The following is a 12,499-nucleotide window of genomic DNA, read 5'->3' on the forward strand; positions in this document are numbered from 1 at the left end:
GATGTGGAAATGGCGGTGATGAATGGCAGTGGTGGCAGTGGGCATGGCTGACCGCGGCCGGGCGGGGCCGGCGGTGGCGAGGAGGTGCGGCGGGGTGATGGTGCGTCAGTGTTCGACGACCATGGCCGAGAAGGTTGCTCCGATGCCGGATGCGGCGATCAGGTAGCGGTCACCCCGCTGGAGCAGACCGCGTGTTGTGGCGGTGTGGAGATTGATGAAAGCGTCCGCTGCGAAACTGTGCCCGACCGACGGCACGTTGTCCAGCACCACCTTTTCCAGCGGGTAGCCGAGGCGGCGGCAGAGTCCGTGCCAGGAGACCCGGTTGACGTTGTGCGGGAGCAGCAACGCCAGCTGGTCCAGACCAGTTCCGGCCTGGTCCAGGGCCGCTTCGATGGTCTCGACCATGGTGTCCGGGTACTCCCGCTGGTAGCGGGCCAGCAGCTCCGGATCCTCGGCCAGCCTGCCGTCGAAGTCCGGCCGCTGGCGCACCGCGTAGGAGAGCACCCGGTCCCGCGGGCCGTCGGCGCGGACCAGGCAGGCCGCCGCGCCCTCGCCGAAGATCGCGGTCTCCGGCACCAGTTGGGCGTCCGGGGTGAAGGTCTTCTCCCCGGCGAGCACCAGCGCGAGCGCGTCCGGATCGGGTTCGGACGCCAGCAGCCTGCCCGCCAGGTCGATGGCCAGCAGGCCCACCGCGCAGGCGTGGTGGGTCACGGTGAAGGCGTTGGCCCTGGTCAGGCCGCGTGCCTCCAGCAGGTCGCGGAGCGGGTTCAGCGGATGCGGCGAGGCCACCGGCATGCTCCGCGCGTGCAGCACGAAGCGGACCCGGTGCTCGCGTCCGCGCAGTTCGGGCAGCGCGTCGAGGGCTCCTGTCAGCAGGTCGAGCAGCGTCCCGGCCGGGTCCAGGCGCACCCGGTCCAGACCGTGGAAGCGGCGGAAGAGTCGAAGTTGACGTGGGGTCAGGCCGATCCGCTCCCCCACCGCCTCGATGGTCACGGTGTCGTGGGGCAGGTGGACGGCCACTGCCTCCAGTGCGGTCACGCGGGCTAGTATCACCACCGCCCGGCGGGCAGCACAAGATCCCCGGCCCCGGGCCCGTCGCAGTCCTGCCGCGGCCCGCGCCGCGGTCCCGCCCCCGTGCCGTCGAGCAGGTGGAGCCGCCATGCACACCCCTGAAACCCGTCCCGACCAGGGCATACCCGCCCCGGCGAGCCGCGTGCTGATCGTGGTCCCGCCGCTGGCCGGGCACATCCTGCCGACCGTCGGCATCGGCCGGGAACTGGCCGCACGCGGCCACCGGGTGGCCTGGTCCGGCTCGGAGCCGGTGCTGCGCCCGCTGCTCGGGCCGGACGCCGAGGTGCTGGCGACCGGCAGCCGGCTGTTCCGGGCCCAGGGCGGGAGCGGCCTGGCCGCGGTCCGGTCGCTGTGGGAGGGCTTCATCGTCCCGTACGCCCGGTTCACCGCGAAGGCGCTGGACCGGGCGGTCCAGGAGTTCCGGCCCGACCTGCTGCTGGTCGACCAGCACACGCCGGCCGGGGCGCTGGTCGCGCACCGGCACGGGCGGCGCTGGGCCAGCTTCGCGCCGGGGGCGATGGAGATCGGGCGGCCGTTCCGGGCGCTGCCGCAGGTCGAGGCCTGGATGCGGCAGCGGCTGGTCGAGCTGTGGCAGCGGGCCGGGCTGCCGCCCGAGGAGTTCACCGACCCCCGGTTCTCGCCGGAACTGGTGCTCGCGCTGACCGGGCCCGCGCTGACCGGCCGGACCGTCTTCCCGGATCACTATGCCCTGGTCGGACCGATTCTGTCGGAGCGTCAGCCCAGTGCTGGCTTCCCGTGGGAGCGGCTGGAGCCCGGCCGCCGCCGGGTACTGGTCACCATGGGCACACTGGCCGCCGACGTCAGCGCGGACTTCCACGCCAGGGCGGTCGCCGCGCTGGCCCGCTGCGCCGAGGCCGGGGTGCAGGCGGTCATCGCCGCGCCGCCGGACCTGCTGCCGCCGCTCCCCCGGGACGCGGTGGCGGCCGAGCGGGTGCCGGTGCTGGAACTGCTGCGGCGCGGGCTGCTGGACGCGGTGGTCTGCCACGGCGGGATGAACACCGTGGGCGAGGCGCTCGGCCATGGGATTCCGCTGGTCACCGCCCCGATCCGGCATGACCAGCCGATCGTGGCGGCGCAGCTGGCGGCGACCGGGGCGGGCCTGCGGGTGCCGTTCGCCCGGGTCACTCCGGAGCGGCTGGCAGCGGCCGTCCGCGACGTCCTGGAGCAGCCCGGCTACCGCGCCGCGGCGGCCAGGACCGGTGCGGCGCTGCGGTCCTGCGGGGGCGCGGCGGCGGCGGCCGACCGGCTGGAGCAGGTGGCGGCGGGTGCGCCGGTTCCGGGAAATCCATTGGTCTAGGCCATTGTTTCCGGACCGCCGGAGACCCTAGGGTGGCGCGCAGCACCGGTTCACGAGTGCCCCGGCAACCCCATCCCAGCACGGGAGTTCTGGTTGATCGAGACCCAGGGACTGCGCAAGTCCTTCCAGTCCCGGAATCGCCGCAGATCCGCCTCCGACGCCAACACCGTCGACGCCGTCCGCGGCATCGACCTGGACGTCGGCGTCGGGGAGATCTTCGGCTTCCTCGGCCCCAACGGGGCCGGCAAGACCACCACCCTGCGCATGCTCGCCACGCTGATCCGCCCGGACGGCGGCGAGGCCAGGATCGCCGGGGCCGACCTGCGCTCCGACCCGGCCGGGGTGCGCCGCCGCATCGGCTACGTCGCCCAGGGCGGCGGCACCGCCGACGCCGTCAGTGGCCGGGAGGAACTGGTGCTCCAGGCCCGGATGTACGGCACCGGCAAGACCCGGGCGCAGCAGCGGGCCGAGGACGTGGTCAAGTCCTTCGATCTGGCCGACTTCGCCGACCGCAACTGCGGCACGTACTCCGGCGGCCAGCGCCGCCGGGTGGACATCGCCCTCGGCGTGATCCACGAACCCCGGGTGCTGTTCCTGGACGAGCCCACGGTCGGCCTCGACCCGCCCAGCCGCAGCCAGGTCTGGGACGAGATCCGCAGGCTGCGCACCGAGGGCATGACCGTCTTCGTGACCACGCACTACCTGGACGAGGCCGACGCGCTGTGCGACCGGGTGGCCATCATCGACCACGGCGAGGTCGTCGCCGAGGGCACCCCCGAGGCGCTCAAACGGGAGATCGCCGGGGACGTGGTGCTGGTCGGCCTGGAATCCGGCGGCGGCGCCGCGACCGGCGCGAATGCCGCCGAGGCGCTGCGCGACGAGCCCTACCTGCACCGGCTCGAACCGCAGGGCGAGGACGGGCTGCGGCTCTACGTCGAGAACGGCGCGGCGGCGATCCCGCAGTTGCTGCGGACGCTGGAGGGGGCCGGCGTGGTGCCAGCCACGGTCCAGCTGCAACGCCCCAGCCTGGACGACGTCTTCCTGGCCCGCACCGGCCGCTCGCTCAAGCAGACCTGAGAACGCAAAGGCTGACGAACCGATGAAGCTCGCCCGCGACACCTGGCTGGTCTTCCAGCGGCAGCTGCTGCTGATGGCCCGCACCCCGGTCTGGATCGCCGTCGGGGTCATCCAGCCGCTGTTCTACCTGCTGCTGTTCGCCCCGCTGCTGAAGCCGGTGCTGGCCCCGATGGGGGCGACCACCTACGCCCAGACCTACCAGATCTACGTGCCGGGACTGCTCGCCGTGCTGGTCATCTTCGGCGGCCTGTTCACCGGCTTCACCCTGCTCGGCGAGCTGCGCGCGGGCATCGTGGAACGCTCCCGGGTGACCCCGGTGAGCAGGCTGGCGCTGCTGCTCGGGCGCGCGCTGCGGGAGGTGGTGGCGCTGATGGTGCAGGCGGTCATCATCACCCTGCTGGCGCTGCCGTTCGGCCTGCGGGTGAAGCCGCTGAACCTGCTGCTTGCCTATCTGCTGCTGGCCCTGCTGGCGCTGATGACCTCGGCTCTCTCCTACGGGATCGCCCTGTTGGTCCCCAACGACTCCGCGCTGGCCCCGGTGGTGAACACCATCGCCCAGCCGATCGCGCTGCTCTCCGGGGTGCTGCTGCCGCTGGCGCTGGCCCCCGGCTGGCTCAAGGGGGCCGCCGAGTGGAACCCCTTCTACTGGGCGGTCCAGGGCATGCGCGCCCTGTTCTCCGGCCGTCTCGGCGACAGCTCGGTGTGGCAGAGCCTGCTGATCGTGGCGCTGCTGACGGTGGCGGCGGTGTTCTGGTCGGCCCGACTGTTCTCCAGCCGGGTCCGCTGACCGGGACGGACCCCGGTCTCAGGCCCCGGCCTGGAGCCTGAGACCGGCCAGGGTCAGGTCGAGACCGGCCAGGAACTGCTCCCTGTCGTCGTGCCCGTCGAACTCCTCGACGATGTCGTGCACGAAGCGGAACTCCTGGGCATCCAGCCCGCGCCAGGTCTCGGCGTAGCGGCCGAGGAACTCCTCCCGGTCCACCGCGCCGTCCAGCACCTCGGGGGGCGGCTCCTGCCCCATGTCGACGGCGTTGCCGACGACCACGCTCACGATCGCCGACACGGCGTAGAACCGCTGCCGCGGCGTGAGGTCGAGCCGGAGCGTCTGCCGCCCCAGGACCTCGTAGAGCCGCAGCGCGTTGCCCGGCACGTCGATGCCGCGCATAAAGCGCCCGCCCAGCCACGGGCGGTCCACGATCGCGTCGAACAGGGTGACCGCCATCACCCGCAGGTCGTCGATCGCGTCGCCGCTCCCGGCCTGCCCCTCGACGGTGGTCAGCACCCCGCTGAGGACGTGGTCGATGGCCCGGTCGAGCAGGTCGTCCTTGCCGGAGACGTACCAGTAGATGCTGCCCACGCCGGTGCCCAGCCTGGCCGCCAGGGCGCGCAGGGTCAGCGCCGGCTCGCCCGCCTCGTCGAGCAGGGCCACCGCCGCGCTGAGCACCGCCTCGATCGAGTGCGAGGCACGCTGACGTCCTCGGGGAGGACGTTCGGCGGGTCGGGGTCGCGGGCCGGTCATGGTGCCCATCCAATCACAATTTGCCTCATCATCGAACCTCGTTCTACTCTCGAACCATGTTCTAGTATCGAACCACATTCGATAGCCGAGGCCGCTCGGCGACATTCCGAGAGGAGACCGTCATGACCACGACCACCGCCGCGCCCGCCGTGACGCGCACCTATCCGTCCCTACGAGCGGCCTGGATTCCCCTGGCCGCGCTCTGCCTGGCCTTCTTCGTCGAGATGGTCGACAACACGCTGCTCTCGATCGCGCTGCCGACGATCGGCCGGGACCTCGACAGCAGCACCACCGCGCTGCAGTGGGTCACCGGCGCGTACTCGCTGACCTTCGGCGGCCTGCTGCTGACCGCCGGGTCGATGGCCGACCGGCTCGGCCGCCGGCGGGTGCTGCTGGTCGGCCTCGCCGTGTTCGGCGTGCTGAGCCTCGGTGTCGTCTGGGTCACCTCGGCAGGGCAGCTGATCACCCTGCGGGCAGGCCTGGGCATCGCCGCCGCGGCGATGGCCCCGATCACCAACTCGCTGGTCTTCCGGCTGTTCGACGACAAGGCGCTGCGGATGCGCGCGATGACCCTGATGATCGTCGTCGGCATGTCCGGCTTCGTCCTCGGCCCGCTGCTGGGCGGCACCGCGCTGGCCCACGTCTCCTGGCAGTGGCTGCTGGTCGTCAACGCCCCGATCGCCCTGATCGCGGCCGTCGGCGTCCGTCTCGGCGTCCCGGCCGACCGGCCCGAGGACCTCACCCGCGACCGGCTCGACCTGCCCGGCGCCGGGCTGAGCGTCACCACCATCGGCCTCGCCTGCTACTCGCTGACCAGCGGCGTCGAGCACGGCTGGCTCTCCGCGCCGACCATCGCGGCGGTGCTGGGCGCCATCGCCGCCGGGACCGCGTTCGTGTGGCACGAGCGCCGCAGCGCGGCGCCCATGCTGGACCTGCGCCTCTTCTCCCACGGCACGGTCCGCGGCGCGGCGATCGCGCAGATCGGCACGGCCATCGCGATGGCCGCGGTGATGTTCGGGCTGATCCTCCACTTCCAGTACGCCTACGGCTGGAGCCCGGTGCGGGCCGGCCTGGCGAATCTGCCGATCATCGTGACCATGATCGCCGCGACCCCGCTGTCCGAGTGGCTCGCGGGCCGGTTCGGCCACCGGATAGCCTGCCTGGTCGGCGCGGCCTGCCTGGCCGGCTCCCTGGCCGGCCTGTCCTGGGGCGTCGAGCACGGCTACGCCGCGATCGCGGTCTGCATGGTCGTGATGACCATCGGGCTGCGCACGGTCATGACGATCTGCGCCATCGCGCTGGTCGACGCGATGCCGGGCAACCGCACCTCGATCGGCACCGCGCTCAACGACACCGCCCAGGAGGTCGGCAGCAGCATCGGCACCGCCGTGGTCGGCACCATGATCGCCGCACTGGTCACCACCCAGCTGCCCGCGGGCGCCTGGAGCGACGCCCTGGTGGCGTCGTTCTTCCACGGCGAGCGGATCACCTACGCCCTGCTGGCGGTCGTCGTCGGCGCGATCGCGGCAGTCGGCGCCCTCACCCTCACCGACTCCCACGCCACCGAGGAGCCCGCCTAGGATCCGTCCGGGGGTGCGCAGCGCTCGGCCCGGTCCCGGATGAAGCGGGCCAGGCCGGCGATGCCGTCCACGATCTGAGCGCGGGTCAGCGAGCTGCAGGACAGCCGCAGCCGCCGTTCGCCGCCACCGCCGGGGTAGAAGGGGGCCATCGGCGTCCACAGCACCCCGTACTCCCGGGCGCAGTGCTCCATCGCGGCGTCGTCGGCGGTGAACGGAACGCTGAGGACCGCGAAGAAGCCCCCTTCGGGCCGGTTCCAGTCGACGCCGAGGCGGGACCGCAGAGTCGGCGGGAAGTGCCGCTCCAGCTCGTCCAGCAGGGTCTGCATATTGGCCGCGTAGAAGGCGGTGGCGTCGGCGTTGGCCTTGCGCAGCCGGTAGTCGTGCCGGATCAGCATGCCGCCGATCACCGCCTGGCTCAGCGCCGGGGTGTTCACCGTGGTCATGCTCTTGAGCTTGGCCAGTTCGTCGGCGAGCAGGGTCCGGCGGCCGTCCGCGCCCGCCACCTCCTGGTCCGCGACCACATAGCCGAGCCGGGCCCCGGGGAAGCAGGTCTTGGCGAAGGAGCCCAGGTAGACGACCTGCCGACGGCGGTCCAGGGCCTTGAGCGTGGGCCGCTCGCCGGGACTGCGGGCGAAGAAGCCGTAGGGGTTGTCCTCGATCACCAGCAGCCCTTCGGCCGCCGCGGTGTCCAGCAGCCGGGACCGGGCCGGAAGCGGCATGCTGGTGCCGGAGGGATTGGCGAAGTCGGGGACCACGTAGAGCGCGCGCGGTCGCTGCCCGCGCGCCCGCACCGCGCGCGCCGCGGCGGCGACGCCCTCGGGGTCCGGGCCGCCGTCCGGGCCCTCCGGCACCGGCACGGTGGTCAGGTCGAGCAGCCGGGCCGCGCCGGTGACCCCTACGTAGCAGGGGGAGCTGACCAGCAGCACGTCGTCCGCGGTGGCGCAGAGCGCGCGCAGCACCAGCAGCATCCCCTCCTGCGCGCCGACCGTGAGCACCAGCGCCTCGGGCGCCACGGCGAGGCCCTCGTCGTTGGCCAGGGTGCGGGCGACCAGCTCGGGGACGATGCCCTTGGTCGGCCCGTACTGGAACAGCGCGGTGCGGACCGCGTCGCGGCTGAGGCCGCGTTCGCGCAGGTGGTCCAGATAGGTGTCGAGGTGGCCCTGGACGTCCTCCGGCTCGAAGAAGCCCTCGTACGGGCGGCCGGGGGCGAAGGAGACGGCGTCCGGGTAGCGGGAGGTGACCTCGTTGAGGAAGGTCATCGCGTCCAGCAGCGGATCCGCCAGGGAGGAGTGCAGCTCGCCGAGCTCCAGCGGGGCGATCGGCGCGACCGCGTCGGCGCTCATCGGAACGCCTCGCGGAGCTGCTCGGCGGCGAACCGCTGGGCCTCGGCCGCTGCGTCAAGACGGCCGGTCATCGCGAAGAAGCCGTGCGGCATCCCGGCGAAGCGCCGGGCCAGCACCGGGACGCCCGCGGCCCGCAGCGCCTCGGCGTACTGCTCGCCCTCGTCCCGCAGCGGGTCGTACTCGGCGGTGATCACCGTGGCGGGCGGCAGTCCTGACAGGTCGTCGGCGCGCAGCGGGGAGGCCAGCGGGTCGTCCCCGTCCGCCGCGGCGGCCAGGTAGTGGCCCCAGTACCAGTCCACCGAGCGCCGGTTGAAGAGGTGCGGGTCGTCGTTGTCGCGCAGCGAGGCGGTGTCGGCACGGCGGTCGGTGTTGGGATAGACCAGCAACTGGTGCCGGATCACCGGGCCGCCGTCCTGAGCGCCGCGCTGGCCGCCGGCGCCCTTGCCGCGGACCAGCAAGGTGAGCGCGGCGGCGAGGTTTCCGCCCGCGCTGTCGCCGCCGACCGCGATCCGGTCCGGGTCGATCCGCAGGTCGGCCGCGTGCTCGGTGAGCCGGCGCAGGGCCGCCTCGCAGTCCCGCAGCGCGGCGGGGAAAGGGTGCTCAGGAGCGAGCCGGTAGCCCACCGACGCGGTGACGCAGCCGACCGCGTTGGTGAGGCTGCGGCAGATGGCGTCGGAGGTGTCCGGGGAGCCCAGGGTCCAGCCGCCGCCGAAGAGGTAGAGCAGCACCGGGAACGGGCGGCGGCCCGGCTCGGACCCCTCCGGGCGCGGGCGCTCGGGGTAGTAGAGCCGCAGCGGCAGCGGCCCGCCGGGCCCGGGGATACGGTGCTCCTCGACCACGGCGACCGGCTCCGGTGTCCCGGCGGCGGAGCGGATGTCGGCGAGGTCGGCTGCCCTGGCCTGGGCCAGGCTGAGCGTGTAGAGGGGCGGTGCTCCGGAACGGGAGCGCTGCTCTCGCAGGGCCAGCGCCTGCGGGTGGAGTGGCATGGGTCCTGGTCAGCCCGTCGTCGTGGTGGAGGGGGGAGCGGAGAGCGGAAGGTCGGCCTCGACGTAGATCGTCTCGTCGGTGCGGAACGCGGTGTCCAGGTCGGCGACGTCCGGGCGGACGCCCTCGCGGTAGCCGCAGAGCCGGATGTCGCCGGGGGCGAACCCGGCCCGGGTGAGGACGTGCCGCAGCTCGTCCAGGTCGTAGATCCACTGGTGGCCGTAGTAGCGGAAGATCTGGTTGACCAGGAAGGCCTTGCGCTCGGGCATCGGCGGTCCGAAGCCCAGCATGCTGAGCCGGCGCCGGTGCCGGGCCAGGAAGCCGTCCTCGGACACATATCCTGCCAGGTAGCGGGCCAGGTCGGGGGTGGTGATCCGGAGCACTCCGCCGGGCCGCAGCACCCGCCGCGCCTCGCTCAGCCAGCCCACCGCGACCGGCATGGTCACATGCTCGATCAGGTGCTCGGCGTAGACCCAGTCCACGCTGGCGTCGGCGAAGGGCAGCGGCTCGGAGATGTCCAGCTGGGTGAACAGCCGGTCGCCGTCGACCCGGTAGAGGGTGCCCGGCTCGCTGGCGACGGCGCCGGCGGCGTCCCGCAGCACCGCGAGGTCGGTGCCGAGCCCGGCCGGGTGGGTGGTCCTGAAGGCGGCGAACTCGATTCCGGTAAGCCCGAGTTCGAGGAAGTCAGCCCGGTCGTGCGGCAGCCGCGCGGCGACCGGTTCGAGCTTCTCGCACCCGGCCACCTGCTCGCTGAAGGCGTCGAGCCGGACCGCGAGGCCGTCCGGATCGTCCCAGTCCCAGCCGGGGAACGCTGCCCGCTTGGTCATCTGTACCGTCCTGCTCTTTCGCTGAGGGCGCCGCGGTCGAGGCCGCGGAGCCTGGGTCGTCCCAACAAGGCCATGGTGTGCGTCAGTTCGGAGCTGAGCTGGTCCAGCACCTGGGCTGCCCCGTCCTCGCCGCCGACGGCGAGGCCCCACAGCACCGGGCGGCCGACCAGCACCGCGCGGGCGCCCAGGGCGAGCGCGACGGCGACGTCGGCGCCACTGCGCACCCCGCCGTCGAACAGCACCGGGAACTCCGGCGGCACCGCATCCACCACCTCGGGCAGGGCGGCCAGGCTGGGCAGCGCGCCGTCCAGCTGCCGTCCGCCGTGGTTGGAGACCACCACCGCGTCGGCTCCGTGCTCGACCGCGAGCCGGGCGTCCTCGGCGGTGAGGATGCCCTTGAGCACCAGCGGCAGCCGGCTGCGCTCCCGCAGCCAGGCCAGATCCGCCCAGGTCAGGCTGGGGTCGAACTGCTCCCTGGCATGAGTCTCGATGCCGGAGGCCCCGGCGTCGCCGTGGTGGCTGGCCCGCATCAGCTCCGGGTCGAGGTTCACCGCGCGGACGTCCGCCGGGACGGCGAAGCCGTTGCGCAGGTCGCGCAGCCTGCGGCCGATCCGCGGTGCGTCGACGGTGAGCACCAGTGCCCGGTAGCCGGCCGCCTCGGCCCGCTCGACCAGCCCGGCCAGCACGTCCCGGCGGCGCAGCCAGTACAGCTGGAGCCAGAGCGGACCTTCGGCGGCGGCGGAGATCTCCTCCAGCGTCCTGCTGGCGAAGATCCCGGCGATCAGCAGGGTGCCGGTGCGGCCGGTGGCGCGGGCGGTCGCGACCTCGCCCTCGGGGTCGACCAACCGGTGGTAGGCCATCGGGGCGACCCCGATCGGCGCCCGCAGCTCCGAGCCGAGCAGTGTCAGCGACGGGTCGCAACCGGCGACGTCGACCAGCACCCGGGGGCGCAGGGCGTAGTCGCCGAACTGGGCCAGGTTCGCCGCCAGGGTGCTTTCCGCACCGCTCCCACCTGCGATGAAGTCCCAGACGTCGGCGGGCAGTCGGGCCCGTGCGGCGCTCTCGAACTCGGCCGGCGCGAGCAGTGCCATCGGCCTCCCCCTCCGGGTGGCCGCGCTCGGGCCAGTCCCTGCCGGGCAGCGTAGGAGGTCTGGACCACATTGGTATAGACCTTGATTTGACGGTTCGTCTGTGCCAGTGTCTGCATTCGGAATTGACCGAACAACTTGTGAACCGACGTCCATAATTTCCCTCCTCAATGCGTGGAGTGGCGTTGACCGGCTCTCTCCTCTCCCCTCCCCCGCATGCCCGAACACCGGACGGATGGGTCGAGCTCTTCCTCCTCTCCGGCCCCGGTGACGAGGAGTGCCTGCGCTTCGGCTCCCCCGTCGACCGCAGCACCCTGCGCCGGCTGGTCGCCGCCCAGCGCGAGCGGCTCGCCGACGCCGGGCTCGGTCCCGGCGGGACGGCCGCGCTGCGGCTGCCGCCCTCGCTCGGCTTCGTCGTCGCGCTGCTCGCCTGCTGGCAGCAGCAGGCTCAAGTCACGCTACTGGACCACAGGCTGACGGACCATGAGATCGGCCTGGCACTCGACCGACTGCGACCGCAGGTCCTGGTCCGGGCGGAGCACCGCAGCGCGGCGGCGCTGCGCGGCTTCGCCGAGGTCGAGCCGGAGGCGGTCCCGCTCCCGGCCGGACGCCCGGCCGCGACCCCGCACGCACTGCTGCAGTTGAGCTCGGGCTCGACCGGCCCCTCCAAGGTCATCGGCCGTACTGCGGCCGACCTGATCCGTGAACTCGACTGCTACGCCAAGCTTCCCGACTTTCCCGGCGAGGGCGAACGGGTGGTGCTGCTGTCCTCGGTGGTGCATGTGCTCGGCCTGGTCGGCGGACTGCTGAACAGCCTGCACGCACGGGCCCCGCTGACCGTCCCGGAACGGATGACCGCCGCCGGGATCCTGGACGCGATCGCCGCCGACGACCGTCCCAGCACCGTGATCGGGGTCCCGTTCCACGCCGAGCTGCTGGCGGGGGCCACTTCGCCGCCGGCGCTGCCACGGCTCCGGCGGATGATCGTGGCGGGCGAGGTGGTCCGGCCCAGCCTCCCGGCCGCCTTCGGCGCCCGCTACGGCGTCCCGCTGGGAACGATGTACGGGATGACCGAACTCGGGGTGATCGCCACCGACCTGACCGGCGAGCTGCACCCGTGGTCCGCCCCGGTGCACGGGCTGGAGCTGCGCGAGGAGGGCGGCGAGCTGCACATCGCCATGGCCGACTCGCCCTACCCGGGACTGACCGACCCGGCCCGCTGGTCCGACGGCTGGCTGCACACCAGGGACGCCGCCCGGGTGGACCCCGACACCGGCCGGGTGACCGTACTGGGCCGCCGGGACTCGCAGGTGTCGGTCGGCGGCCTCAAGGTCGACCTCACCGAGGTCGAGCAGACGCTGTCCGCGCTGCCCGGTGTCCGCGAGGCGGTGGTGGTCTTCGACAAGGGCGCCATCGAGGCCTACCTGTCGGGCGACCCCGGCGCCGAGCCGGACCGGCTCCGCGAGCTGCTGGCCAGGCAGTTGGCGCCCTACAAGCGCCCGCGCCGACTCGCCCTGCTGGCCGCGCTGCCGCGCACCGCCACCGGAAAGCTGCTCCGCGACGTCACCGGCCTCCGCGCGGCGGTCGCCGCGGGGCGCACCACCGCAGACCCGCACCACTGAACCTCACTGCCACTGAACGTCACTGCCACCGCACCGCCCGCACCACCCCCTGCCACCGCACGAGTTCGAG

The 12,499-nt window shown here is 73.1% G+C and carries 11 protein-coding genes; 5 read left to right on the forward strand and 6 right to left on the reverse strand.

From position 1 onward, the window contains the following. Window positions 1-105 precede the first annotated feature (105 nt). Window positions 106-1,038 (reverse strand): 3-oxoacyl-[acyl-carrier-protein] synthase III C-terminal domain-containing protein, encoded by a 933-nt coding sequence (locus tag ACEZDE_RS23890; protein ID WP_380539328.1) that lies wholly within the window; start codon window positions 1,036-1,038, stop codon window positions 106-108. Between the two features lie 121 nt (window positions 1,039-1,159). Here ACEZDE_RS23890 and ACEZDE_RS23895 point away from each other — a divergent pair, with 121 nt between their 5' ends. The 3 genes from ACEZDE_RS23895 (at window position 1,160) to ACEZDE_RS23905 (ending at window position 4,253) form a co-directional block, all read left to right on the forward strand. Beyond that, window positions 1,160-2,389, forward strand: a complete 1,230-nt coding sequence (locus tag ACEZDE_RS23895) for a glycosyltransferase (RefSeq protein WP_380539331.1) — start codon at window positions 1,160-1,162, stop codon at window positions 2,387-2,389. Between the two features lie 93 nt (window positions 2,390-2,482). Further along, window positions 2,483-3,466, forward strand: coding sequence for an ATP-binding cassette domain-containing protein (locus tag ACEZDE_RS23900; protein ID WP_380539334.1), 984 nt, complete (start codon window positions 2,483-2,485; stop codon window positions 3,464-3,466). A 22-nt stretch (window positions 3,467-3,488) separates the two neighbouring features. Continuing rightward, window positions 3,489-4,253 (forward strand): ABC transporter permease, encoded by a 765-nt coding sequence (locus ACEZDE_RS23905; protein WP_380539337.1) that lies wholly within the window; start codon window positions 3,489-3,491, stop codon window positions 4,251-4,253. 18 nt (window positions 4,254-4,271) lie between these two features. Here the strand turns inward: ACEZDE_RS23905 and ACEZDE_RS23910 are convergent, their stop codons facing one another. Then, the gene (locus ACEZDE_RS23910) at window positions 4,272-4,919 is read right to left on the reverse strand and encodes a TetR/AcrR family transcriptional regulator (protein ID WP_380539417.1); all 648 of its coding nucleotides are present in this window, start codon (window positions 4,917-4,919) and stop codon (window positions 4,272-4,274) included. 188 nt (window positions 4,920-5,107) lie between these two features. Here ACEZDE_RS23910 and ACEZDE_RS23915 point away from each other — a divergent pair, with 188 nt between their 5' ends. Continuing rightward, window positions 5,108-6,565, forward strand: coding sequence for an MFS transporter (locus tag ACEZDE_RS23915; protein WP_380539340.1), 1,458 nt, complete (start codon window positions 5,108-5,110; stop codon window positions 6,563-6,565). Here ACEZDE_RS23915 and ACEZDE_RS23920 read toward each other — a convergent pair. The 4 genes from ACEZDE_RS23920 to ACEZDE_RS23935 are packed head-to-tail and all read right to left on the reverse strand — an operon-like array spanning window position 6,562 to window position 10,810. After that, window positions 6,562-7,908: an aminotransferase-like domain-containing protein gene (locus tag ACEZDE_RS23920; RefSeq protein WP_380539343.1), complete on the reverse strand. Its 1,347-nt coding sequence runs from the start codon at window positions 7,906-7,908 to the stop codon at window positions 6,562-6,564. The genes ACEZDE_RS23915 and ACEZDE_RS23920 overlap by 4 nt on opposite strands. Then, window positions 7,905-8,894, reverse strand: a complete 990-nt coding sequence (locus tag ACEZDE_RS23925) for an alpha/beta hydrolase (RefSeq protein ID WP_380539346.1) — start codon at window positions 8,892-8,894, stop codon at window positions 7,905-7,907. The genes ACEZDE_RS23920 and ACEZDE_RS23925 overlap by 4 nt, the downstream gene beginning before the upstream one ends. Window positions 8,895-8,903: 9 nt before the next feature. After that, on the reverse strand, window positions 8,904-9,719 hold the full coding sequence (locus tag ACEZDE_RS23930) for a methyltransferase domain-containing protein (protein ID WP_380539349.1): 816 nt from the start codon (window positions 9,717-9,719) through the stop codon (window positions 8,904-8,906). Beyond that, a complete protein-coding gene (locus ACEZDE_RS23935) occupies window positions 9,716-10,810 on the reverse strand; it encodes an alpha-hydroxy acid oxidase (RefSeq protein ID WP_380539352.1) in 1,095 nt (364 codons plus the stop codon). The genes ACEZDE_RS23930 and ACEZDE_RS23935 overlap by 4 nt, the downstream gene beginning before the upstream one ends. 176 nt (window positions 10,811-10,986) lie before the next feature. Here ACEZDE_RS23935 and ACEZDE_RS23940 point away from each other — a divergent pair, with 176 nt between their 5' ends. Next, a complete protein-coding gene (locus tag ACEZDE_RS23940) occupies window positions 10,987-12,429 on the forward strand; it encodes a class I adenylate-forming enzyme family protein (RefSeq protein WP_380539355.1) in 1,443 nt (480 codons plus the stop codon). Window positions 12,430-12,499: the final 70 nt, after the last annotated feature.

Origin of the sequence: Streptacidiphilus cavernicola (assembly GCF_042510955.1) — a bacterium.
Taxonomy (GTDB): Bacteria; Actinomycetota; Actinomycetes; order Streptomycetales; family Streptomycetaceae; genus Streptacidiphilus; species Streptacidiphilus cavernicola.

Bases quoted from the DNA above. Each gene is read 5' to 3' on its own strand.
- ACEZDE_RS23895 (WP_380539331.1), top strand. From the start codon at position 1,160: ATGCACACCCCTGAAACCCGTCCCGACCAGGGCATACCCGCCCCGGCG.
- ACEZDE_RS23905 (WP_380539337.1), top strand. From the start codon at position 3,489: ATGAAGCTCGCCCGCGACACCTGGCTGGTCTTCCAGCGGCAGCTGCTG.
- ACEZDE_RS23915 (WP_380539340.1), top strand. From the start codon at position 5,108: ATGACCACGACCACCGCCGCGCCCGCCGTGACGCGCACCTATCCGTCC.
- ACEZDE_RS23920 (WP_380539343.1), bottom strand. From the start codon at position 7,908: ATGAGCGCCGACGCGGTCGCGCCGATCGCCCCGCTGGAGCTCGGCGAG.
- ACEZDE_RS23925 (WP_380539346.1), bottom strand. From the start codon at position 8,894: ATGCCACTCCACCCGCAGGCGCTGGCCCTGCGAGAGCAGCGCTCCCGT.
- ACEZDE_RS23930 (WP_380539349.1), bottom strand. From the start codon at position 9,719: ATGACCAAGCGGGCAGCGTTCCCCGGCTGGGACTGGGACGATCCGGAC.
- ACEZDE_RS23935 (WP_380539352.1), bottom strand. From the start codon at position 10,810: ATGGCACTGCTCGCGCCGGCCGAGTTCGAGAGCGCCGCACGGGCCCGA.